Origin of the sequence: Teichococcus aestuarii (genome assembly GCF_003116135.1) — a bacterium.
In the GTDB taxonomy this organism is placed as follows: Bacteria; Pseudomonadota; Alphaproteobacteria; order Acetobacterales; family Acetobacteraceae; genus Pseudoroseomonas; species Pseudoroseomonas aestuarii.
In genome coordinates, this window is the sequence record NZ_PDOA01000001.1 from 114,229 (window position 1) to 136,048 (window position 21,820).

The 21,820-nt window shown below is 73.5% G+C and carries 20 protein-coding genes; 4 read left to right on the forward strand and 16 right to left on the reverse strand.

Going from position 1 to position 21,820, the window contains the following annotated elements; all coding sequences use genetic code 11:
* Positions 1–85: 85 nt before the first annotated feature.
* The 6 genes from CR165_RS00580 to CR165_RS00605 form a co-directional block, all read right to left on the reverse strand.
* Entirely contained in the window at positions 86–823 is a 738-nt protein-coding gene (locus CR165_RS00580) for a metallophosphoesterase (RefSeq protein WP_109515018.1), read from the reverse strand.
* Positions 820–2,250, reverse strand: a complete 1,431-nt coding sequence (locus CR165_RS00585) for a cryptochrome/photolyase family protein (protein ID WP_109515019.1) — start codon at positions 2,248–2,250, stop codon at positions 820–822. Before CR165_RS00585 ends, CR165_RS00580 begins: the two co-directional genes overlap by 4 nt.
* Positions 2,247–2,954: a ligase-associated DNA damage response endonuclease PdeM gene (gene pdeM, locus CR165_RS00590; protein WP_367604193.1), complete on the reverse strand. Its 708-nt coding sequence runs from the start codon at positions 2,952–2,954 to the stop codon at positions 2,247–2,249. The genes CR165_RS00585 and pdeM overlap by 4 nt, the downstream gene beginning before the upstream one ends.
* 88 nt (positions 2,955–3,042) lie before the next feature.
* Entirely contained in the window at positions 3,043–5,595 is a 2,553-nt protein-coding gene (locus CR165_RS00595; protein ID WP_109515021.1) for a ligase-associated DNA damage response DEXH box helicase, read from the reverse strand.
* 65 nt (positions 5,596–5,660) lie between these two features.
* Entirely contained in the window at positions 5,661–6,161 is a 501-nt protein-coding gene (locus tag CR165_RS00600; protein WP_245906029.1) for a hypothetical protein, read from the reverse strand.
* Positions 6,158–6,652 (reverse strand): hypothetical protein, encoded by a 495-nt coding sequence (locus CR165_RS00605; RefSeq protein ID WP_181377954.1) that lies wholly within the window; start codon positions 6,650–6,652, stop codon positions 6,158–6,160. Before CR165_RS00605 ends, CR165_RS00600 begins: the two co-directional genes overlap by 4 nt.
* A gap of 146 nt (positions 6,653–6,798) precedes the next feature.
* Between CR165_RS00605 and CR165_RS00610 the strand changes: the two genes are divergently transcribed.
* Positions 6,799–7,578 (forward strand): OBAP family protein, encoded by a 780-nt coding sequence (locus CR165_RS00610; RefSeq protein ID WP_109515024.1) that lies wholly within the window; start codon positions 6,799–6,801, stop codon positions 7,576–7,578.
* Positions 7,579–7,624: 46 nt separating this feature from the next.
* Here the strand turns inward: CR165_RS00610 and pcaB are convergent, their stop codons facing one another.
* From pcaB to CR165_RS00645, 7 genes are all read right to left on the reverse strand, one after another.
* The gene (pcaB, locus tag CR165_RS00615) at positions 7,625–8,977 is read right to left on the reverse strand and encodes a 3-carboxy-cis,cis-muconate cycloisomerase (protein WP_109515025.1); all 1,353 of its coding nucleotides are present in this window, start codon (positions 8,975–8,977) and stop codon (positions 7,625–7,627) included.
* A 5-nt stretch (positions 8,978–8,982) separates the two neighbouring features.
* Entirely contained in the window at positions 8,983–9,537 is a 555-nt protein-coding gene (gene pcaG / locus CR165_RS00620) for a protocatechuate 3,4-dioxygenase subunit alpha (RefSeq protein WP_109515026.1), read from the reverse strand.
* Positions 9,534–10,250 carry a protocatechuate 3,4-dioxygenase subunit beta gene (gene pcaH / locus CR165_RS00625; protein WP_109515027.1) on the reverse strand — a complete coding sequence of 239 codons (717 nt, stop codon included), beginning with the start codon at positions 10,248–10,250 and terminating at the stop codon, positions 9,534–9,536. Before pcaH ends, pcaG begins: the two co-directional genes overlap by 4 nt.
* Complete coding sequence (gene pcaDC / locus CR165_RS00630; RefSeq protein ID WP_109515028.1) at positions 10,247–11,404, reverse strand: bifunctional 3-oxoadipate enol-lactonase/4-carboxymuconolactone decarboxylase PcaDC; 1,158 nt, start codon at positions 11,402–11,404, stop codon at positions 10,247–10,249. Before pcaDC ends, pcaH begins: the two co-directional genes overlap by 4 nt.
* Before the next feature lie 83 nt (positions 11,405–11,487).
* Positions 11,488–12,810: a TRAP transporter large permease gene (locus CR165_RS00635; RefSeq protein WP_109515029.1), complete on the reverse strand. Its 1,323-nt coding sequence runs from the start codon at positions 12,808–12,810 to the stop codon at positions 11,488–11,490.
* Positions 12,807–13,310 carry a TRAP transporter small permease gene (locus CR165_RS00640; RefSeq protein WP_109515030.1) on the reverse strand — a complete coding sequence of 168 codons (504 nt, stop codon included), beginning with the start codon at positions 13,308–13,310 and terminating at the stop codon, positions 12,807–12,809. Before CR165_RS00640 ends, CR165_RS00635 begins: the two co-directional genes overlap by 4 nt.
* 138 nt (positions 13,311–13,448) lie before the next feature.
* Entirely contained in the window at positions 13,449–14,492 is a 1,044-nt protein-coding gene (locus CR165_RS00645) for a TRAP transporter substrate-binding protein (protein WP_109515031.1), read from the reverse strand.
* Positions 14,493–14,713: 221 nt separating this feature from the next.
* Between CR165_RS00645 and CR165_RS00650 the strand changes: the two genes are divergently transcribed.
* Positions 14,714–16,057, forward strand: coding sequence for a globin-coupled sensor protein (locus CR165_RS00650; protein ID WP_109515032.1), 1,344 nt, complete (start codon positions 14,714–14,716; stop codon positions 16,055–16,057).
* Between the two features lie 21 nt (positions 16,058–16,078).
* Here CR165_RS00650 and CR165_RS00655 read toward each other — a convergent pair whose 3' ends face one another.
* Together CR165_RS00655 and CR165_RS00660 are read right to left on the reverse strand one after the other, a co-directional pair.
* Positions 16,079–16,990, reverse strand: a complete 912-nt coding sequence (locus CR165_RS00655) for an ABC transporter permease (protein WP_109515033.1) — start codon at positions 16,988–16,990, stop codon at positions 16,079–16,081.
* Entirely contained in the window at positions 16,980–17,798 is an 819-nt protein-coding gene (locus CR165_RS00660; protein WP_109515034.1) for an ABC transporter ATP-binding protein, read from the reverse strand. Before CR165_RS00660 ends, CR165_RS00655 begins: the two co-directional genes overlap by 11 nt.
* Positions 17,799–18,008: 210 nt before the next feature.
* On the opposite strand from CR165_RS00660, the gene CR165_RS00665 reads away from it, so the two are divergent.
* Both CR165_RS00665 and CR165_RS00670 read left to right on the forward strand, forming a co-directional pair.
* Complete coding sequence (locus CR165_RS00665) at positions 18,009–19,454, forward strand: NAD(P)H-hydrate dehydratase (protein WP_109515035.1); 1,446 nt, start codon at positions 18,009–18,011, stop codon at positions 19,452–19,454.
* 109 nt (positions 19,455–19,563) lie between these two features.
* A complete protein-coding gene (locus CR165_RS00670) occupies positions 19,564–20,961 on the forward strand; it encodes a malonyl-CoA decarboxylase (RefSeq protein ID WP_109515036.1) in 1,398 nt (465 codons plus the stop codon).
* 63 nt (positions 20,962–21,024) lie between these two features.
* On the opposite strand, the gene CR165_RS00675 is transcribed toward CR165_RS00670, so the two are convergent.
* Positions 21,025–21,807: an EAL domain-containing protein gene (locus CR165_RS00675; protein WP_367604194.1), complete on the reverse strand. Its 783-nt coding sequence runs from the start codon at positions 21,805–21,807 to the stop codon at positions 21,025–21,027.
* Between the last annotated feature and the right edge of the window lie 13 nt (positions 21,808–21,820).

Here is a 21,820-nt window from a genome sequence, read left to right on the forward strand (position 1 = left end):
CATTCTCCCGTGGCATCCGGGATAGAACCGCGGGAGGGCGCGGTTGTTCCGAACCGATTGCAGCAAAGGGGGAGAAACCCCCGTTCTACCAGGGCAGGTCGATCCAGGAGAGGTGGCCGCCCTTGCCGGCGCCGGTGTCGAGGAACACCGCCCGGCCGCCGGCGGCGGCCACCGCCACATAGGGGCGGCCATCCAGGCTGCGCATCTCGTGCCCGCAATAGACGGTGATGCCGGAGGGGATGCGGTGCACCCAGTTGTGCAGCCGCTCCGGGTAGCCATCGGCGCGGGTGCGGCTGGTCACCTGGCCGAAGAGCGCGCGCGGCACCAGCCCCTCCGGCTTGTGGGTGCCGGCCTCGGGCGGCGAGGGTTCGCGCAGCATGCGCGGATGGAAGCCGCCATGCACGAACAGCCATGGCCCGAGCCGCAGCCAGGCCGGCGCCTGACCGATGGCCTCCATCGCGCGGGCCTTCAGCACCGGCCCGTCCGGCGCGGCCTCGAGCTGCGCCAGGGTGACGCCCAGCCCCTCGGGGTCCGGCCGCACCAGGGCGCCGGCCAGGGCACGGCGCAGCTTGTGGTCGTGGTTGCCCAGGATGAACAGGCCGCGCCCGGCATCGAGCAGGTCGCAGGCCATGCGCAGCGTGGCCGGATTGTCCGGCCCCCGGTCGGTCAGGTCGCCGAGCTGGAGGACGAAGAGCCGCTTTTCCGCCGCCCCCTCGATGGCGGCGGCGAAGGCGCGGGCGTCGCCATGCACGTCCCCCACCACGCGCAGCCCTGCGTAGTCGTTCCGGATCCGGGGCAGCAGCGCGGTGGCGGAGAGCGTCATTCCACCCCTTTCAACGATCTCAGGGCGGCCAGGGCACGGGCGCGCCCGGCCTCGTGATCGACCACCGGGTTGGGGTAGGTCCGGCCCAGCGCCACGCCGGCGCCGCGCAGCACCTCGGCGGGCGCCTCCCAGGGGCGGTGCAGCCACCTGTCCGGCAGCTTCGCCAGCTCGGGGACGAATTCGCGGACATACTGTCCGCCGGCGTCGAACTTCTCGCCCTGCATGATCGGGTTGTAGATGCGGAAATAGGGCGCGGCATCCACCCCGCTGCCGGCAATCCACTGCCAGTTCAGGCTGTTGTTGGCCAGGTCGCCATCCACCAGCGTGTCCCAGAACCAGGCGGCGCCGTCCCACCAGGGCTGCAGCAGGTGCTTCACCAGCAGGCTGCCGACGATCATCCGCACCCGGTTGTGCATCCAGCCATGCCGCCAGAGCTGGCGCATGCCGGCATCGACGATGGGGTAGCCCGTCTGGCCCCGCTGCCAGGCGCGCAGCAGCGCCGGGTCCGGCTGGTAGGGGAATTTCGCGTATTCGGCGCGCAGCGGCTGCTCCGGCAGGGCCGGGTTGTGCCACAGCACGTGGTGGGCGAATTCGCGCCAGACCAGCTCCTTGCGGAAGGTCTGCCGGGCCGTCGTGTCGCCGATGCCGCCCGCCGCGTGCCAGGCCTGGCGCGGCGAGATCTCGCCCCAGTGCAGGTGCGGCGAGAGGCGGGAGGTGCCGTCCTCGCCGGGGAAGTCGCGCGCGCGGTCATAGCCCTCGGCGATGCCGTCCACGAAGTCGCGCAGCCGGGCCCCGGCGCCATCCTCGCCGGGGGTCCAGTACTCGGGGAAGGCGGCGGCCCAGTCCGGCTGCCGGGGCAGCAGGCCGAGGCCGGCCAGCTTCTCGCCCTGGCAGGGGTGCTTCACGCCCTTCAGCCGGCCCGGCGCCGGGATGGGCGGCGGCGGGTCGCCCAGCGCCATGACGGCGCGCGAGAAGGGGGTGTAGACCGCGTAGGGCTTGCCCTGCTGGGTGCGGATGCGCTCCGGCTCCACCAGCAGGCCGGAATTGTGCAGCGCCAGCGTGCGGCCCTCGGCCTCCAGCGCCTTCGCCACCGCCTCGTCCCGCGCGCGCGCCCAGGGCGCGTAGAGGCGCCCCGCCTGCACCGTCCTCGCGCCGGTCGCGGCGGCGAGGCGCGGGATCAGCGTGGCGGCCTCGCCGCGCAGCAGCAGCAGCGGCGCGCCGGCCCGCTCCAGCGCGGCGGCGAGGGCGGCGAGGCTGTGATGCAGCCACCAGCGATGCGCGCCGCCCGGCGCCCAGCGCCCGGCGGCGGCATCGTCCAGGATATAGACGGGCAGCACCGGGCCGTCCGCGGCGGCATGCAGGGCGGGGTTGTCGGCCAGGCGCAGATCGTGGCGCAGCCAGAGCAGGGTGGGGGGTGTCTCGGTCATGGCACCGATGTGGGCTCGGGCCGCGTCTTGGAGAGGGCCGCGAGGTGCTTCATCGGGCCGACGGCGAAGCTGAACAGCCGCTCCTTCCCCAGCAGGAAGGCACGGCCCCCGCGCGGGAACAGCGCCGCCACGGGCGGCGCGGTGATGGAGAGACCGCCCGTATAGGCGCCGAAGGCCGGCATCAGCAGCCGCCGCGCATCGGCGAGGAAGCAGGGGCGCTCCACCGGGCCGCAGCGCGTGGGCATGGCGGCGCGGGGGTGGAAGTGGCCGCTGACCTCGCCGGGGCGGGCGCCGGGCTGCCCCTCGTGCCGGAACAGCAACGGGCCGAGGGAAAGCTCCTCCACCGCCTCGCCGGGCAGCGCCTCGGGCGGCAGCGGGTCGTGGTTGCCCAGCACCCAGCTCACCCGCCGCCCCGCCAGCAGGTGCAGCAGCGTGGCGCGGTCCGTGGCGTGCAGGCGGGCGGCGCCGGCGGCGTCGTGGAAGCTGTCGCCCAGGAAGACCAGATGCGCCGGGCCGTAGCGCCGCAGCAGCGCCGCCAGCCGCGCCAGCGTCTCCCGCGTGTCGTAGGGCGGCACCAGCTGGCCGCGCGCGGCGAAGTGGCTGCCCTTCTCCAGATGCAGGTCCGAGAGCACGAGCAGCTGTTGCGCCGGCCAGAAGAGCGCGCCGGCCGGATCGAGGGCCAGGCGTTCGCCAGCCAGATGCAAGGGAGCGGAAATCATTGCTTCAACTGCGTTACCGGACGGAGGGCGGGGCGGGAAGGGGCGTTTTGGGGCGCGGGCGCCGATGCGGCGCTCAATGCGCGCCGTGGCGCAGCTTCTGCCGGGCGTAGCGCGGCGGGCGGCGCGCCCCGCGTGGCTCCCGGGGCGGGCGGGGCGTGGGGTGGGGGTCCAGCATCTCCAGCCCCAGCGTGCCGGTGAAGTGCTCGGCGCCCTCGGTTGCCTCCTCCACCAGCGCCTCTGCCTCGGCCAGCAGCGTGTCCTCGGCGGTGCCCGACACCCATTCCCGCCCCTCCTCGATCAGCGCCGGCACGGCGAGCGGCGAGACGCGCTCCAGCTCCACATGGCGGATGCGCCCCTGGATGCGCGCCAGCAGCGCGCCGATGCGGCCGACATCGGTGAGCCCCGCCGCCGCCTCGGCGCGCGTCGCGCGCAGCAGGATGTGGTCCGGCTGGTGGCGGCGCAGCACGTCGTAGATGAGGTCGGCGCCCATGGTCATCTGCCGGCCGGACTTCTCCTGGCCGGGGTGGTTCTTCTCCAGCAGCCCGGCGATGGTGGCGATGTTGCGGAAGGTGCGGCGCAGCATGGAGCTGTCGGCGATCCATTCCTCCAGCTCCTCGCCGAGCAGGTCCTCGGTGAAGAGGGCAGCGGCGTCGGCCACGGGAAAGGCGGACCATGTGGCCACCACATAGTCGGTGGCCAGGAAGCCGAGCGGGCCGAGCCCCAGCCGCTCCATCCGCTTGGTGACGAGCATGCCCAGCGTCTGGTGCGCCAGCCGCCCCTCGAAGCAGTAGGCCACGGTGAACCACCGCCCGCCGCGCGGGAAGCTTTCTATCAGTAGCCCTTCGGCGGGGGGCAGCTCGGAGGCGTGGGCCTGGAGCTTCAGCCAGTCCCGCACGGGCGCGGGCAGGGCCCGCCACTGGCGCGGATCGGCCAGGATGCCGCGCACCCGGCGGGCGAGGTGGGTGGAGAGCGGCAGCCGGCTGCCGGCATAGGCGGGCACGCGCGGCTCGCCCTCGCCGCCGCGGCTGACGATGACGGCACTGACATCGAGCGCCTCGTAGCGCAGCACCTGGCCGCCGAAGATGAAGGTGTGCCCCGGCTCCAGGGTGGAGACGAACCATTCCTCCACCTCGCCCAGCACCGGGCCGCCGCGCAGCCGCACCTTCATCAGCGGCGTCTCGACGATGGTGCCGAGGTTCATCCGCAGCTGCCGCGCCACCTGGGGCCCGCGCACATGGACCAGCCCCTCGGCGTCCTGGAACAGCTTGCGGAACCGCTCATAGCCGGAGAGGGCGTAGCCGCCATCCGCGACGAAGCGCAGCACGTCGTCGAAATCCTGGCGGGCGAGGGCGGCGTAGGGTGCGGCGCGGGTCACCTCGGCATAGAGGTCGTCGGGGTGGAAGGGGGCGTGGCAGGCCATGGCCAGGATGTGCTGGGCCAGCACGTCGAGCCCCCCGGGGCGGGGCGGGTCGCCATCCACCTCGCCGGCGGCCACGGCCTGCACGGCGGCGCGGCACTCGATCACCTCGAAGCGGTTGGCCGGCACCAGCGCGGCGCGGCTGGCCTCGTCCATGCGGTGGTTGGCGCGGCCCACGCGCTGCAGCAGCCGCGCCACGCCCTTGGGCGCGCCGACCTGGATCACCTGGTCCACCGCGCCCCAGTCGATGCCGAGGTCGAGCGAGGCGGTGGCGACCACGGCGCGCAGCTTCCCCGCCGCCATCGCCGCCTCCACCTTGCGGCGCTGCTCGACGGTGAGCGAGCCGTGGTGCAGCGCGATGGGCAGGTTCTCCTCGTTCAGCCGCCACAGCGCCTGGAAGGCCAGCTCCGCCTGGGCGCGGGTGTTGACGAAGACGATGCTCACCGCCGCCGCGCGCAGCCGGGCATAGACCTCGGGCATCGAGGCCAGCCCCATATGGCCGCCCCAGGGCAGCCGCCCCTCGGGGAGGATGACGTCGAGCGCCGGCGCGGCGCCGCCGGTGGCGCGCACCAGCCGCACGCTTTCGGGCCGGGCGTCCGGCGCCACCCAGGCGGCGATGGCCTCCGGGTGCGCCACGGTGGCGGAAAGGCCGACGCGGCGCAGCCGTGGCGCCAGGGTGGAGAGCCGCGCCAGGCAGAGCGCCAGCTGGTCGCCGCGCTTGCCGCCGGCCAGGGCGTGCACCTCGTCCACCACGGCGCATTCGAGATTGCCGAACATCGCCGCCGCCTCGGGCAGGGAGAGCAGCAGGGTCAGGCTCTCCGGCGTGGTGAGCAAAATGTGTGGCGGCTCGGCGCGCTGGCGGGCGCGGCGGTTGGCGGGGGTGTCGCCGGTGCGGGTCTCGATGCGGATATCGAGGCCCATCTCCTCGACCGGCGCCGTCAGGTTGCGGGCGATGTCCACCGCCAGCGCCTTCAGCGGCGAGATGTAGAGCGTGTGCAGCCCCTCATGCGGGGTGCCGGCCCGGGCCGCGCGGTGCAGGCCGGCCAGGCTGGGCAGGAAGCCGGCCAGCGTCTTGCCGCCGCCGGTGGGGGCCACCAGCAGGGCGGATTCCCCCGCCTCGGCGGCCGCCAGCATGGCCAGCTGGTGCGGGCGGGGGCGCCAGCCGCGCGCGGCGAACCAGCTTGCAAAAGGTTCCGGCAATGTTCGCATCGGTGGGGGCGGATATGGCGGTGTTTCCACCCCCTGCCAAGCTTGGCCTTTCCGGCCGGGGGCGTTTACTGCAACGCGCCCCAGCGATCGACCGCCGGCTCCGCGCTGGCCCATTTCCAGCCCTCCGCCTGGCGGCAGGCGGTGGCGACGAACAGCCCCTCGGGCGGCGCCTCCGGCTTGTCGCCGGCCACCGAGAACAGCACCTCGCGGCAGGCGGCCAGCGGCGTGTCGATCACCCGCGTCACCTGGAGCTGTCCGGCGGCGTCGCTGTAGCCGAAGGGCAGCTCGTGGGCGATCTGCCAGGGGCGGCTCTCGCCCGGCGCCATCTCGCCGGCGGCGCGGGCGATGGCGTCCTGCTCGTCCCGCTTCAGCCCGCGCATCCAGCCGCCGATGGCGGCGTTGGTGGCGGAGCGGACGCCGAGGCCCACCGCGTAGCCCACCGCCGGGTTGGCGGTGACGGCGCCGGTGGTGGCGCCCGAGACGCCGCCGGCGATGCCGCCGATCAGGTCGCAGCCGCCCAGCAGCAGCGCGCCCAGCGGCAGCGCCGCCAGGGAAAGGCGCCTCACTGCAGCGCCCCCCAGCGCTCGGTGGCCGGCTCGGCGCTGGCCCATTTCCAGCGCGTGCCGTTCTGGCAGATGATGGCGGTGTAGAAATCGGCCGCCTGCTTCTCGGCCTCCACCGAGAAGACGATCTCGCGGCAGCGCAGCGAGAGGGCGCCGATCTCGCGGCTGACCGTCACCTGCCCCGCGCGGTCCTCGGCGATGGGCAGGCTGTGGGCGATCGACCAGCGCGCCACGCGGCCCGCCGGCAGCGGCCCGGCGGCGCTGGCGATGCTGTCCTGCTCGGCGCGCTGCAGGCGGCGCTGGGTGTATTGCAGCCCCGCCCGCGCCGCCGACTGCACGCCGATGCCGATGCCGGCGGCCACCGCGCCATTGTCCGTCACCGCGTCGGCCAGGGCGGCGCCGCCGATGCCGGCGAGGTCGGCCGAGCCTTCCGAGAGCACGGCGTTGCAGCCCGGCAGGACTGCCAGCAGGGCGAGGAGGAACACGGGCTTCATCGTTGGGCATCCCTCCCGGGCCATGGGTCTGGCTTCCGGGATAGCCCGGTTTTCCACCCCGGGCCAAGCCCGGCCCTGGCCCGGAGGCGGGAACGAGCGCGTGCCCGCCCGGTTCCGCCCCCATCGCCACGGACCGGGAGGATACCATGAACCGCCTGAAATCACCGACGGGCCGCCGCGCCTTCGGCGCCAGCCTGGCGGCCGGGGCCGGCGCCCTGCTCTGCGCCTGCGGCCAGGCGCGCGCCCAGCACGCGGCGGCGCCGGAGGTGCCGGGCGGGCCGCCCTCCACCCGCAGCCGGGCGCTCGGCGCGGGGGCGGCGCTGCTGCAGGCCAAGGCGCCGCTGAACGCCATGGACCTCTACCTGAACGGCTTCCACTTCTACGCCGACGAGGCGGGCCGCCCGGTCGAGGCGCACCACTACTGCACCCACCTGACCGAGGAGATGCACCAGTGCGTCATCTTCGACAGCAACGAGGAAGGGGCGCGGCTGATCGGCATCGAGTACATCGTCTCGGAGCGGCTGTTCCGCGAATTGCCGGAGGAGGAGAAGCCGCTCTGGCACAGCCACCACTACGAGACCACCTCCGGCCAGCTGGCCATGCCCGGCGTGCCGGAGGCGGTGGAGACGGTGGCGATGCGCCAGCTCTCCACCACCTACGGCAAGACCTGGCACACCTGGCAGGTGGACCGTGGCGACGCCCTGCCGCTCGGCATCCCGCGGCTGATGATGGGCTACACCGCCGACGGCCAGCTCGACCCGGCGAAGCTCGCGGCGCGGGACGAGAAGCTGGGCATCGACACGGCGGCGAAGCGCCGCGCCCGCGCCGAGATCCCGGTGCCGGAGGTGGCCCCCGGCGCCAATGCCTGGGAAGGCGGCCAGACCCCGCAGCTCCGCCTCGAGCAGGTGCCCGTGCGGAAGCCTTGAGCCTGCGGCCGGGGGAGGGGAAGCCCTTCTCCCTCCCCGGCGGTGGCTACGGGTCGAGCCGTTGCAGCACCCGGTCGATGAAGGCGTCCGTCGCGCCCAGATAGTTGGCCGGCTCGGTCAGCCGGGCGATGGCCGCCTCGTCGAGCGCCGCGCTGATGCATTCGTCGCGGCGCAGCGCCTCGGCCAGCGGGATGGAATCCGCCAGGGCCACGTCGCAGGCATGGTGCACCGCATCATGCGCCGTGCCGCGGCCGATCAGCTCGGCCAGCGCCATCATCACCGCCTCGGCCATGATGAGGCCGCCGCTGGCATCGAGGTTGCGGCGCATCCGGGCGCCATCCACCGTCAGCCCCTCGGCGATGGTGACGGCCTGGGCCAGCGCGCCATGCGCCAGGGTGAAGGCCTGCGGCAGGGCCAGCGGCTCGGCCTGCCAGGGGCCGGTGCCGCGCTCCTGGTCCACCGCCATGGCGCCGAGCATCTGCGGCACCAGCGCGTGCACGCCACGCGCCTGCGCCAGCACGTATTCGCAGGCGATCGGGTTGCGCTTCTGCGGCATGGTGGAGGAGCCGCCGCGCCCCGGTGCGTGCGGCTCGAACACCTCCGCCACCTCGCTCTGCATCAGCAGCATCACGTCCGTGGCGAGCTTGGAGAGCGCGCCGGTGAGCAGGCCGAGGAAGCAGACGGCCTCCGCCATGGTGTCGCGCGCGACATGCCAGGGCGCGTCCGGCATGGCGAGGCCGAGCTCCTCCGCCAGCGCCTCCGCCACCTCCAGCCCACGCCCGCCCAGCGAGGCGAGGGTGCCGGCGGCGCCGCCGAACTGCACCTTCAGCAGGCGCGGCAGCAGCTGGTCCAGCCGCTCCCGCATGGTGATCAGCGGCGAGAGCCAGATGGCGCATTTGTAGCCGAAGGTGACGGGCAGCGCGTGCTGCAGGTGGGTGCGCCCCGCCATCACCAGCCCGCGGTGCTCCCGCGCCTGCCGGGCCAGCGCCTGGTTCAGCCGGTCCAGGTCGGCGCCCAGCAGCGCGAAGGCCTCGCGCAGCTGGAGCACGATGGCGGTGTCCATGATGTCCTGGGTGGTGGCGCCCCAATGGGTCCAGCGCCCCGCCTCGGTGCCGGCGAGCAACGAGAGCTGCTTGACCAGCCCCACCACCGGGTAGCCGGTGTTGCGCGTGGCGCGCGCCAGCGCCGGCAGGTCCAGCTTCTCGATCGAGGCCACCTCGGCGATGGCCGTGGCGGCTTCCTCGGGGATGATGCCGAGCCGCGCCTGGGCGCGGGCCAGCGCCGCCTCCACCGCCAGCATCTGCCCGATGAAGGCCCGCTCGCCGATCACCGCCCGCATGGCATCGGTGCCGTAGAGGACGGAGAGCACGGCGCCATCGGCTGGGTTGACGGAAAGCATGCGGCTCAGATCTCCAGGAACACGGTTTCGCCCTCGCCCTGCAGGCGGAGGTCGAGCACCCAGCGCGCCGCGCCCTCGGGGCGGGCGATCAGGGTGGCGCGGCGCTCCGGCTCGGCGATGGCGGCGAGCAGCGGGTCGGTCTCGTTCAGCGCCTCGCCCGCGAAGTAGAGGCGGGTGACGAGCGGCTTCAGCAGCCCGCGGGCGAAGATGGAGAGTGCCACATGCGGCGCCTGCCAGCCATTGCCGCCGCCGGCCGCCGGCACCGGGCCGGGGCGCAGCGTGACGAAGCGGTAGCGCCCCTCGCGGTCGGTGGCGCAGCGGCCGAAGCCGTGGAAGGCGCCGTCGTAGCGGCCATCCGCGTCGGCCTGCCAGATCTCCACCATCGCATCCGTCACCGGGCTGCCGGCGCCGTCGGCGATGCGCCCGGCCAGCTCGATGCGGCTGGTGGCGAGGCCGGCATTCGGCCCGTCGGCACGCAGCAGGTCGGCCCATTCGGGATGGTCGATCAGGTGCCAGTAGGGGCCGGCGGTCTGGCTGGCGGTGGCGCGCGCGCCGCTCATTCCGGGTGGTCCTCCTCGAAGGGCGTCGCGGCACGGCCACGGAGCACGATATCGAACCGGTAGCCCAGCGCGTGGTTCGGCTGGGTGATGCCGAGGTCGAAGCGCGCCACGAGCCGCTCCCGCGCGGCGGCATCGGGCGTCGCGTTGAAGATGGGGTCGAGCGGCAGCAGCGGGTCGCCGGGGAAGTACATCTGGGTGATCAGCCGCTGCGCGAAGCCGGCGCCGAACAGGCTGTAGTGGATGTGCACCGGGCGCCAGGCATTGTGGTGGTTGCCCCACGGGTAGGCGCCGGGGCGGATGGTGGTGTAGCGGTACCAGCCTTCCTCGTCGGTGAACACCCGCGCCTGGCCGGAGAAATGCGGATCGAGCGGCGCGTCGTGCGTGTCGCCCGGGTGGGCGTAGCGGCCGGCGGCGTTGGCCTGCCAGATCTCCAGCATGGTGCCGCGGAGCGGGCGGCCATCCTCGTCCAGCACCCGGCCGGCGACAATGATGCGCTCGCCCACCGCCTCGCCGCCGGCATGGCGCGTCATGTCGGGCATCGGCGCGTAGAGGGCCGGGCTCATCGCCGGCGCGGTGGTCTCGGTGGGGCCGTGCGGCACGCGCAGCAGCGGGCGCACGGGGTGGCGCAGCCGCGTGCTGCCGTAATCCGGCACGTCGTAGCCCGGCTGGGTGCCGGGCCGGGGCCGGCGGTAGCCGGCCGGGCTTTCGGTCATGTCGCTTCCTCCATGGCGCGCAGCGTCTCCTTGGCGAGCTTCAGCGCGTGATTGGCCACCGGCACGCCGGCATAGGCGCCCACCTGCAGCAGCAGCTCGGCCAACTCCTCCGGCGTCACGCCGGTCTGGCGCGTGGCCTTCACATGCAGCACGAACTCCTCATGCCGGCCGAGGGCTGCCATCATGGCGAGCGTCAGCAGGCTGCGCGCGTGGCGGGAGAGGCCGGGGCGGGTCCAGATCTGCCCCCAGACGTTGCGGGTGATATAGTCCTGGAAGGGCGCGTCCAGCGCCGTGACGGCGGCGCTGGCGCGCGCCACATGCGCCTCCCCCAGCACGGCGCGGCGCACGGCGAGGCCCGCCTCCAGCGGGTCCGGCGCGGGCGCGGCCAGGGCGCCGAGATGCGCCAGCATCGCCGCCGTCACCGTCTCCGCCGCCTCGTAGTTCGGGATGTGCCGCATCCCTGGCAGAACGACGAGGCCGGCGCCGGGGATGCCGTCGCGCAGCGCCTCGGCCGCCGCGATGGGCGAGGCCGGGTCCAGCTCGCCCACCAGCAGGGTGGTGGGGGCGCGCACGCGGCCCTCCACCCCGGCGGCGCGCGCGTCGCGCAGGGCGGCGGCGGCGCCGGCATAGCCCTCCGCGTCGGTGCGCAGCAGCATGGTGCGCAGGCCGAGGCCGGAGGGCGCGTCGGGCTGCGACACCCAGCGCGGCATCACGGCATCGGCCAGCACCTGCGTGCCCTCGGCCCGCACGGCGTCGATGCGCGCCTGCCAGGTGGCAGGGTCCGGGTACTCCAGCGCGGCGCCGATCAGCAGCAGGGAGGCGACGCGCTCCGGGAAGTCCGCCGCCAGCTGCAGCGCGATGCGCCCGCCGATGGACAGCCCCGCCACATGCGCGCGCGCGATGCCCAGCGCGTCGAGCAGCGCCACCACGTCCCGCGCCAGCCCCTGCATCGTGTGGTCGCCCGGCGTCACGCCGGTGAGGCCGTGGCCGCGCATGTCGGGGCGGATGACGCGGAAGCACCGCGCCAGGGCCGGGGCCTGCGGGTCCCAGACATGCTGGGTGGTGCCGATGGAGTGCAGCAGCACCAGCGGCGGCGCATCCTGCGGACCCTCGACGACGCAATGGACCAGATGATCCGCAATCTGGATGAACATGGCTTTTGCCGATCCGCCTTGTATCGATGTGCCGCGACGGTCGCGCCCGCGGTGGCGCCGGTCAATACCCCGTGAAATGCGGCTCAGCCCAGCCACCGCACCAGTGCAAGGGGCAGCGCCGGAAAGGCGACGCAGAGCAGCAGCCTTACCACGTCCATGGCCAGGTAGGGCAGCACGCCGCGGTAGATGCGGGCCATCGGCACGTCCCGCGCCAGGGCGGCGACGACGAAGACGTTCAGCCCGATCGGCGGCGCGGTGAGGCCGATGCCCACCACCACCAGCACCAGCACGCCGAACCAGATCGCCGTCTCCTCCGGCGCCAAGCCGAAATCGAGCGCGGTGACGACGGGGAAGAAGATCGGCAGCGTCAGCAGGATCATCGCCAGCTCGTCCATCACGGCGCCGAGCAGGATGTAGCTGAGCAGCAGCAGCGCCAGGATGCCGTAGGGCGGCAGCGCCTGCTCCGAGATCCACAGCGCCAGCAGGTCCGGCGCCTGGGTCAGCGCCAGGAAGGCGTTGAACACCTCGGCGCCAAGCAGGATGACAAAGATCATCGCCGTGGTCTCGGCGGTGCCGCGCAGCGCCTGCCACAGCCCGGCAAGGCCCAGGCTGCCGCGCAGCAGCGCCACCGCCAGCGTCGCGACGACGCCGATGGCCGCGCTCTCGGTCGGCGTGAAGACGCCGCCATAGATGCCGCCGACGACGATGACGGCGATGGCCAGCACCGGCAGCACGGCGCGCAGCGCGGCGCGGCGCCCGGCGGCGGAGAGGGCGGGGGCGGGGGGCATCGCCTCCGGCCGGCGCCGCGCCAGCAGCAGGATGGCCAGCATGTAGAGCGCCGCCGCCAGCAGCCCGGGGATGAGCGCCGCCATGAACAGCTTGGCGATGTTCTGCTCCGTGCTGATGGCATAGACCACCAGGATGACGCTGGGCGGGATCAGGATGCCCAGCGTGCCGCCCACCGCGATGGTGCCGGCGGCGAGGCCGGGCTCGTAGCCGTGGCGGCGCAGTTCCGGCAGGGCGGCGCGGCCGAAGGTGGCGGTGGTGGCCACCGAGGAGCCGCACACCGCCCCGAACGCCGCGCAGGCGCCGATGACGCCGATGGCCAGGCCCCCGCGCCGCTGGCCCACCAGCGCCTGGGCGGCGGTGAACAGGTCGCCCGCCAGCCCGCCGCGCTCGGCGATGGCACCCATCAGGATGAAGAGGGGGATGACGGAGAAGGTGTAGCTGGCGAAGAGATGCCAGGGCGTGGCCTTCAGGTAGTTGGCCAGCACCTCCCACCCCACGATGTGCTGGTAGCCGAAGGCGCCCACCAGCAGCATGGCCAGACCCACCGGCGCCCGCAGCGCGATGAGCAGCAGCAGCGCGCCGAAGCCGGTGCCGGCGAGCAGGAACTCCTCGCTCATGTCTTCTCCGCCGGCTGCAGGGCGCAGCGCAGCGCCGCCAGGGCGGTGGCCAGCAGCGCCAGCGCGCCGAGGCCGATGGCCCACCACAGCGGCATGGAGAGCACCATGCTGCGCGTGTCGCTGCGCCACGCATCGAGCGCGCCGAGCACCATGCGCCAGCCCAGCAGCGCCGCCGCAGCGGCCCAGACGAGATTCCAGAAGGCGTCGATGACGCGGCACAGCCCGGTGGGCAGCCAGCTCGTGAAGCTGTCCACCAGGATGTTGGCGCGCCGCAGCGTGCCGAAGGCCAGGAAGCCGAACACGGCGAGGCCCGAGCCGGCCTGCACCAGCTCGAAATCGCCCGGGATGGGCTGGCCCAGCAGCCAGCGGCGCAGCACGCTGGCCGCGGTGAGCAGGGCGGTGGCCAGCAGCATGGCACCGCCGGCCAGCATCAGCGCCCGGCAGAGCAGCGCCACCGGGCCATGCTGCGGCCGGCCTCCGGGGGAGGCGGTCAGGGCCATTGGGTACGGCTCCGGCAGGGGGCGGGGGTCATGGGGGGGCTTCCTGGGGCGGCGGCGTTCGGGCGGGACGCCGGCTGGCCCCGGGCGTGGGGAGCCGGCCGGCGGAGGCGGCGCGGACGGCCCGCCCGGGCCGCGGCTTCAGGCGGCGTAGCGGGCGAACAGCGCGCGGGCATCGGCCAGCAGGGCCGCGCCATCGACATTGCGCCCCTGCATCTGGCCGAGCCATGCCTCCGTCACCGGCGCGCAGGCGGCGCGCCAGCGTTCCGCCTCGGCCGGCTCCAGCTCGATCAGCGTGTTGCCGCGGCGGCGCGCCTGCTCGGAGACGATGACGGCCTGCTCGTCCAGCATGGCGCCCACCATGGCGGCGGCGGCCTGGCCGGATTGCGCATCCAGCACCGCGCGCAGGTCGGCGGGGAGAGACTGGTACTTCGCCTTGTTCATCGCCAGCACGTTGGTGGCGACATAGAAGGTGGGGCTGCCGGGGAAGGCGGTGTGGTTGCGCACCAGCTCCTGCAGCTTGATGGAGGGCACCACCTCCCACGGCACCACGGCGCCGTCCAGCACGCCCTGGGTCAGCGCCTCCGGCACCTGCGGCACCGGCATGCCGACGGGCGCGGCACCGAGCGCGCGCAGCCCCTCGCCGGCCTGGCGGGTCGGGAAGCGCAGCTTCATGCCGCGCAGATCCTCGAGCTTCCGCACCGGGCTGCGGGAGTGGATCAGCCCCCCATCATGCGACCAGAAGCAGAGCGGGTGCACCTCGCCGAACTCCTCGGCCAGGTGCCTCTCGGCGAAGGCCTGGGTGGCGCGGGCATTGGCCAGGCCGCTGCGGTTGGCGGTGAAGGGCAGCTCCAGCGCCTCGATGCGGGGGAAGCGGCCGGCGGTGTAGCCGGGCAGGGTCCAGATGATGTCGGCCACGCCGTCGCGCGCCTGGTCGTAGAGCTGCGGCGGCGCGCCGCCGAGCTGCATGGCGGGGAAGATGCGGATCTTCAGCCGGCCGGCCGAGGCCTCCTCCACCTTCTTCGCCCAGGGCGCCAGGAAGTTGCGGTGCACGTTGGAGACGGCGGGGAGGAAGTGGTGCAGCCGCAGCGTCACCTCCTCGGCGCGCGCGGGGCGGGGGCCGAGCAGGGTGGGCGCGGCGAGGGCGGCGGAGGCCAGCCCCAGCAGATGGCGGCGTTGCACCATGGACGGTTTCCTTATGTCTTCCGGACGGCGGGCGGCGGTCGGGCGGCCTCCAAACTTTCTAACGTGACGCCAGTGACGGCCGCAATCATCTTGCGCGTCCGCCGGGCGGGGCCGGCCGAGGCACGGGGAAAGGCCCACTCAGCGTTTCCTTAATCCTCTTCGTACAGAGTCGAAGCGCCTGAAACATCCAACGCTTGCCGCCCCACGGCCAGAGGTTCCGCATGACAGTTTCCATCCCACCCGAGCTGCGGCAGCGCCTGTCCACCTTCGGCATCACCGCGGAGGATCTGGAAGTGCTTCCGAGCCTGCGCGACTTCGCCGAGAAGACCCTGCCGGGCCTTCTGGAGCGGGGCCTCTCCCGCCTGGCCAGCTGGCCGGAGGCGATGGCGGCCCTGCGCCACCCGGAGGTGCACCGCCTGCGGGTGGCGCACTGGCAGCGGGTGGCCACGGGACAGCTGGATGCGGGATTCCTGGAATCGGCGGAGGCGCTGGGGGTGGCGTTGCACCGCCATGGCATGCCGATCTACGGGGTCGGCCTTTGCGGTGTCACCACCCTGAACCTGATCAGCGAGGAGCTGGGCCTGAACCCGCCCGGCCCCGGCTGGGTGCGGCGGGAGGCGGCCCGCAAATTCGCCCTGCGGCTGAGCCTCTCGCATGTCGCCTGGCTGCATTGCGAGCTGCTGCTGGAGTGTTTCACGCGGGCCGAGAAGGCAGCGCGGACCAGCCTGACCAACCGTCTCGTCGGCACCTTCGAGCAACGCATGAGCGGCGTGGTGGAGGAGCTCGGCCAGTCGGTGCGGCAGATGGAGGAGGCTGTCCAGGTCATCGTCGGCAATGCGGGCCGCATCGGCGAGGTGTCCGGCACCGTGGCGCAGTCCGCCGCGCGGGCGGACCAGGATGTGCAGGCGGCCGCCAGCTCGGCCGAGCAGCTCACCAATTCGGTCGGCCAGATCAGCCGCCAGCTCGGCGAGGCGACCCGCATCGCCGCCCGCGCCGTGGAGGATGCCCGCCGCACGGACACGGTGGTGCAGGCCCTGGCCGAGGGCGCCAAGCGGATCGACGACGTGGTGAGCCTCATCAACAGCATCGCCGGCCAGACCAACCTGCTGGCGCTGAACGCCACCATCGAGGCGGCGCGGGCCGGCGAGGCGGGCAAGGGCTTCGCGGTTGTGGCCAGTGAGGTGAAGAACCTCGCCAACCAGACGGCCAAGGCCACGGAGGAGATCAGCGGCCAGATCGGGCAGGTGCAGGGCGCGACGCGCGAGGCGGTGGCCGCGATCGAGAACATCGCCCGCACCATCGACGAGATCAACCAGATCGCCGCCGCCATCGCCGAGGCGGTCGCGCAGCAGGGCCAGACGGCCGACGCCATTGCCCGCACCGTGCAGCAGGCCGCCGCCGGCAACCGCCGCGTCAGCGAGATGATGCGCGGCTTCGAGGCGGATGCCTCCTCCGCCCGTCAGGTGGCCGGGCAGCTCAGCAGTGCGGCCGGCGGTCTCGGCGGCCATTCCCGCTCGCTGCGCCAGGCGATGGATGGCTTCATGAGCGAGGTGCGCAGCGCCTGACGCAAAGCCCGGGGAAGCGGCTCAGGCGCCGCCCACCCCCGACACCTGCTGCTCACCCTGGCCGCGCATCGCCCAGCCGGTGGTGCGCTGCTCGATGGCGGCGGCCACCGCGTACATGGCCACGCCCATGAAGGCCGTGACCATCAGCCCGGCGAAGACCAGCGGCACGTCGAAGCGGCTGCTGGCCAGCATCATCAGCTGGCCGATGCCCTTGTTGGCCGCCACCGTCTCCGCCAGGATCGAGCCGACGAAGGCCACCGTGATGGCGATCTTCAGCGAGGCGAAGAAATAGGGCATCGCCCGCGGCAGCCCCACCTTGCGGATGATGTCGAGCGGCCGGGCGCCCAGCGCCCGCAGCACGTCCCGCAGCTCCGGCTCCACGGTGGCGATGCCGGTGGCCACGTTCACCACGATCGGGAAGAAGCTGATCAGGAAGGCGGTGATGATGGCGGGCACTGTGCCGATGCCGAACCAGATCACCAGGATCGGCACCACCGCCACCTTGGGCACCGAGTTGAAGCCGATCAGCAGCGGGTAGAGCCCGTGGTAGAGCAGGGTGGATGAGCCGATCGCCACCCCCAGCGCCAGGCCAAAGACGATGGCCAGGCCGAAGCCCACCAGCGTCGTCATCAGCGTCTGCCAGGCATTTTCCAGCAGCGGCTGCCACCACTGCACCATGCTGGCGGCGATGGCCGAGGGGGCGGGCAGGATGAAGGCGTCGATGGCGAAGCCATGCACCGCCGCCTCCCACAGCAGGAAGGTGCCGAGGATGATCAGCCAGGGCAGCATCCCTTGCAGCCGGCGGCGGCGGCGGGCGGCGGCGGCCATCGCCTCCACGCGCCGGGCATTGGCGTCCCCGCGGCGGGGGGCTGGGGCGTCGCCGCGCGGCGGGGCTGGGGCGCCTTCGCCCTGGGGGCCGGCGTCATGCGGCATGGTCGGTCTCCTGCCCCTGGCGGGCGGCGTTGATGTGGTCGCGCAGCTCGTGCACCAGGGCCTGGAACTCGGCGGTGTAGGTGTCATCCAGCCGGCGCGGGCGGGGGAAGGGGACGCGCCGCTCGGCCAGGATGCGGCCGGGGCGGGAGGACATCACCAGCACCCGGTCGGCCAGGTACACGGCCTCCTTCAGGTCGTGCGTCACCAGGATGACGGTGGGCTTCAGCGTCAGGCAGACCTCCTGCAGCTGCGCCCAGAGATCCTCGCGGGTGAAGATGTCGAGCGCGCCGAAGGGCTCGTCCAGCATCAGCAGCTGCGGGTCGTGGATCAGGGCGCGGCAGAGGCTGGCGCGCTGCTGCATGCCGCCCGAGAGCTGGTAGGGGTACTTCCCCTCGAAGCCGGCGAGGCCGACCATGGCGAGAAGCTGCCGCGCCTTCGCCTCATAGGCGGCCCGCTCGGCGCGCAGGCGGCGGCGGTGCGGCTCCACCACCTCCAGCGGCAGCATCACATTGGCCAGGATGGTGCGCCAGGGCAGCAGGGTGGGGTTCTGGAAGGCCATGCCCACCATGGGCAGCGGCCGGTCCACCTCCTGCCCGCCGACGATGACGCTGCCGGCGCTGGAGGGCCACAGCCCGCTCACCAGCTTCATCAGCGTGGACTTGCCGCAGCCCGAGGGGCCCACCACGGCGACGAACTCGCCCCGCGCCACGGAGAGCGTGGCATCGCGCAGCGCCAGCGTGCCCTCGGCCCCGCCATAGCGCATCGAGACCTGATCGATCTCGACGAAAGGTCGCTCCACCGCCGCCATGCCGCACCTCCACCCTGCCGGTCCCGTTGACCGGGGGCCAACTGCCAGCCCAGCCCAGGCGAAGCAAGCGCCGCGCCAGGGGGTGGGGCCGGAAAGCGCGGGCGGCGGCACGGTTCTGCCCGCCCGCTGGGCAATCCGGCCCGGCCGGGCGCAACGCCGCCGGGCAGGGCGCGTTCCCGCCACATCCCGAGCGCGCTAGCCTGGCCTGGCATGATGATCGACGCCCTCCTCACCCCCTCCGAGATGGCGGAGGCCGACCGCGCGGCCGCCGCCGCCGGCCATGCCGGCCTCGCGCTGATGCGCGCGGCGGGCGGCGCGGTGGCGCGCGCGGTGCGCCGGCGCTTCCGCCCCTGCCGCGTTCTGGTGCTGGCCGGCCCCGGCAACAATGGCGGCGACGGCTATGTGGCGGCGCGCCTGCTGGAGCAGGCGGGCTGGCCGGTGGCCGTGGCGCCGCTCGCGGCTCCGCGCCCGGGCACCGACGCCGCCATGGTGGCCGCCGAATGGCGCGGCCCGGTGGTGCCGCTGGATGCCACCGAGATCGGCCGGGCCGGGCTGGTGATCGACGCGCTGTTCGGCGCCGGCCTCGCGCGGCCGCTGGCGCCGGATCTGGCCTCGCTGCTGCGCGGCGTGGCGGCGCCGCTGGTGGCGGTGGATGTCCCGTCGGGGCTGGATGGCGCCACCGGCCAGCCGCTGGGCGGCTTCGCGCCGCAGGCGGCACTCACCGTCACCTTCTTCCGCCAGAAGCCGGGGCACCTGCTGCTGCCGGGGCGGGCGCTTTGCGGCACGGTCGAGCTGGCGCAGATCGGCCTGCCGGAGAGCGTGCTGCCCGGCATCGGGCCGCGCGCCTTCCGCAACGGTCCGGGGCTGTGGGCGCTGCCGCGCCGTGATGCCGGGAGCCACAAGTTCAGCCTGGGCCATGTCACGCTCCTGGCCGGGGCGGAGATGCCGGGTGCCGCCCGGCTGGCGGCCGGGGCCGCGCGGCGGGCCGGGGCCGGTCTGGTGACGGTGGCGGCGCCGGATGCCGCCACCGCCGCCCTGTTCCGCGCCGGCGAGCCGGGGCTGCTGGTGACCGAGGCGCCCCCCGCGGCGCTGCTGGAGGATACCCGGCGCAATGCCTGGCTGCTCGGCCCCGGCCTGCCGGCGGGGCCGGAGGCGCTGGCGGTGCTGCGCCAGGTGGTGCGGGCCGGGCGCGCCGTGGTGGCCGATGGCGGCGCGCTGACGGCTGCCGCCGGCAACCCCGGGGCGCTGCATGGCACGGCGGTACTGACGCCCCATGCCGGGGAATTCGCCCGCGTCTTCGGCCCGCCCGGCGCCGACCGGCTGGCCGCCGCCCGCGCCGCCGCCGCGCGGACCGGCGCGGTAACGGTCCTGAAAGGTGCCGACAGCATCATCGCCGCGCCGGATGGCCGTGTGGCGATCAACGACCATGCGCCGCCCGCCCTGGCCACCGCCGGCAGCGGCGATGTGCTGGCCGGGCTGGTGGCCGGGTTGCTGGCGCAGGGCATGGCGCCGTTCGAGGCGGCCTGCGCCGCCGTGTGGCTGCATGGCGAGGCGGCGTTCCGTGCCCTGGGCGGCGCGCCGCCGCAGGCGCCGCTGGTGGCGGAGGCGCTGCTGCCGGAAATCGGCGCGAGTATCGCCGCACGCCTTTCCTTTTGACCCTGGGCTGCGGCAGATTGCTCACCACATGTTTCATCAGATTTCAGGATCGCGTGGTCCACACTGCCGTCGAGGGTCTCCCGGCCCGGGCTGAATGGAGGAGGGATCAATGTCGGATGTCGCCGTCGCCGAAGTCGGCTTCTTCGATCGGGCGCTGAAGAAGGTCTCGCTGCTGTGGCGGGACATGGCCTCCTCTGTCTCCACCCCGGCCGAGGGGCTGTCCTGGGAGGCGCGGATGCGCGCCTGCCTGGAGGCGCGCGGTGGCGAGGTCTCCGCCCGGGCACGCGCCGCCGACCTGGCGCAGGCCTATCTGGGGCTGGACGAGACAGGACGGGTGGCCTTCTTCAGGGCGCTGGCCGGCTTCGACTCAGACCCGGCAGCGGTGGAGGGGGCAATGCGCGAGGTGAGCGCGGCGCCGGACGCCGCTGCCCGCGCCAGCGCCAAGGCGAAGCTGCGCCGGGTGCTGGAGCCGCCGCGCCTGCGGCTGCTGACGCAGTTCACCTCCATCCCCAACGGCATGAAGTTCCTGGTGGACCTGCGCGCCGACCTGGTGCGGCTGATGGGGGCCGACCCGATGCTGCGGGCGCTGGACGCCGACCTGCGCAGCCTGCTGGGAAGCTGGTTCGACCTCGGCTTCCTCGACCTGCGGCGGATCGACTGGAACTCGCCTGCCGCGCTGCTGGAGAAGCTGGTGGGCTACGAGGCGGTGCACCGCATCCGCACCTGGCGGGACCTCAAGAACCGGCTGGATTCCGACCGCCGCTGCTACGCCTTCTTCCACCCCCGCATGCCGGAGGAGCCGCTGATCTTCGTCGAGGTGGCGCTGGTGAAGGGGCTGTCCGGCTCGGTGCAGACGCTGCTGGACGAGCGCGCCCCGGTGCAGGACCCCCGCGCTGCGGACACGGCCATCTTCTACTCCATCAACAATTGCCAGCGCGGGCTGGACGGCATCTCCTTCGGCAATTTCCTGATCAAGCGGGTGGTCTCGCTGCTGTCGGAGGAGTTCTCGAACCTCAAGACCTTCTCCACCCTCTCCCCCATTCCCGGCTTCCGCCGCTGGCTGGAGGAGCAGCTCATCGAGCCGCACCCGAAGCTGCTGACGGAGGAGGAGAACAAGCAGCTTGTCGAGCTCTCCGGCCTGGCCGACGGCAATGCCGCGCTGCGCGCGCTGCTGGGCGGCCGCCGGCCGCTGACCGAAGGGTGGGGGCCGAAGACCGAGCCGGTGCTGACGCGGCTCTGCGCCCGCTACCTCGTGCTGGAGACCGGCCGCGGCGGCCGCCGTGCGCGCGACCCGGTGGGGCATTTCCACCTCTCGAATGGCGCCCGGGTGGAGCGGATCTGCTGGCGCGGCGACATCTCGGAGAAGGGAATGCGCGAGAGCCTCGGCTTCATGGTCAACTATCTCTACGATCCGGCCAAGATCGAGGATTACCACGAGGGCTATGTCGGCGAGGGCAGCCGCGCCGCCGCCACCGCGCTGCGCAAGCTGGCCCGCAGCGGGCCCTGAACCCGTAGCCCCTGAACCACAGTCCGGGGACGACTAGTCGGCCCTGGTCCCAGGGCGGGGACCTCACCTCGGCAGGGGAGACGGGACGGGAAGGGCGTTGAAGCCGGGCCGCGCGAACAGATAGCCCTGGAACAGCGTGACCCCGAGTTCCCGCAGCACCTGGAGCTCGCCTTCCGTCTCCACGCCCTCCGCCACCACCTGGATGGACAGGTCCCGGCACATCGCGACGGTATGGCGCAGGATGATGCGCCGTGCGGCGTCCGTATCCGCCCCGCGCAGCAGCCCCATGTCGAGCTTGACGATATCGGGCTGGAACATGGCCAGCAGGTTGAGGCCCGACCAGCCACTGCCGAAATCGTCGATGGCGGTGCGGAAGCCGGTGGCGCGGTAGGTGGAGAGGATGTTCAGCAGGTGCGCGGGGTCCGCCATCGCCTCCCCCTCGGTGAACTCGAAGATCAGGCGCTCGCGCGGCAGGCTGACGCGGCGGGCCGCCTCCAGGCTGGCACGGATGCAGGCCTGGGGCTCGTACACGGCGTTGGGCATGAAGTTGATGGAGAGCGAGGCCTCCGTCCCGCCCAGCCCCAGCGCCGCCGCCTGCTCGATCGCCTGCACGCGGCAGCGCTGGTCGAAGGCATAGCGGTTGTCCGGCCCCACCTGGGCGAGGACGTGGCTGGCCGGCTCCCCCTGCGCCCCGCGCACCAGCGCCTCATAGGCAAAGATGGCGGTGCCGCCGGGGACCAGGGCGACGATGGGCTGGAAGGCCATAGCGATCGGCGGCAGGCTTGCCAGGGCCTCCGAGCGGCATCCGAGGCAGCCGCGCGCGGAGGGCAGAGAATCGTGCGGCATGGGGAAGGACCTT

Coding starts and splice junctions, on each gene's coding strand:
- CR165_RS00580 (WP_109515018.1), bottom strand. CDS start 823: ATGACGCTCTCCGCCACCGCGCTGCTGCCCCGGATCCGGAACGACTAC.
- CR165_RS00585 (WP_109515019.1), bottom strand. CDS start 2,250: ATGACCGAGACACCCCCCACCCTGCTCTGGCTGCGCCACGATCTGCGC.
- CR165_RS00595 (WP_109515021.1), bottom strand. CDS start 5,595: ATGCGAACATTGCCGGAACCTTTTGCAAGCTGGTTCGCCGCGCGCGGC.
- CR165_RS00605 (WP_181377954.1), bottom strand. CDS start 6,652: ATGAAGCCCGTGTTCCTCCTCGCCCTGCTGGCAGTCCTGCCGGGCTGC.
- CR165_RS00610 (WP_109515024.1), top strand. CDS start 6,799: ATGAACCGCCTGAAATCACCGACGGGCCGCCGCGCCTTCGGCGCCAGC.
- pcaB (WP_109515025.1), bottom strand. CDS start 8,977: ATGCTTTCCGTCAACCCAGCCGATGGCGCCGTGCTCTCCGTCCTCTAC.
- pcaG (WP_109515026.1), bottom strand. CDS start 9,537: ATGAGCGGCGCGCGCGCCACCGCCAGCCAGACCGCCGGCCCCTACTGG.
- pcaH (WP_109515027.1), bottom strand. CDS start 10,250: ATGACCGAAAGCCCGGCCGGCTACCGCCGGCCCCGGCCCGGCACCCAG.
- pcaDC (WP_109515028.1), bottom strand. CDS start 11,404: ATGTTCATCCAGATTGCGGATCATCTGGTCCATTGCGTCGTCGAGGGT.
- CR165_RS00635 (WP_109515029.1), bottom strand. CDS start 12,810: ATGAGCGAGGAGTTCCTGCTCGCCGGCACCGGCTTCGGCGCGCTGCTG.
- CR165_RS00640 (WP_109515030.1), bottom strand. CDS start 13,310: ATGGCCCTGACCGCCTCCCCCGGAGGCCGGCCGCAGCATGGCCCGGTG.
- CR165_RS00645 (WP_109515031.1), bottom strand. CDS start 14,492: ATGGTGCAACGCCGCCATCTGCTGGGGCTGGCCTCCGCCGCCCTCGCC.
- CR165_RS00650 (WP_109515032.1), top strand. CDS start 14,714: ATGACAGTTTCCATCCCACCCGAGCTGCGGCAGCGCCTGTCCACCTTC.
- CR165_RS00655 (WP_109515033.1), bottom strand. CDS start 16,990: ATGCCGCATGACGCCGGCCCCCAGGGCGAAGGCGCCCCAGCCCCGCCG.
- CR165_RS00660 (WP_109515034.1), bottom strand. CDS start 17,798: ATGGCGGCGGTGGAGCGACCTTTCGTCGAGATCGATCAGGTCTCGATG.
- CR165_RS00665 (WP_109515035.1), top strand. CDS start 18,009: ATGATGATCGACGCCCTCCTCACCCCCTCCGAGATGGCGGAGGCCGAC.
- CR165_RS00670 (WP_109515036.1), top strand. CDS start 19,564: ATGTCGGATGTCGCCGTCGCCGAAGTCGGCTTCTTCGATCGGGCGCTG.
- CR165_RS00675 (WP_367604194.1), bottom strand. CDS start 21,807: ATGCCGCACGATTCTCTGCCCTCCGCGCGCGGCTGCCTCGGATGCCGC.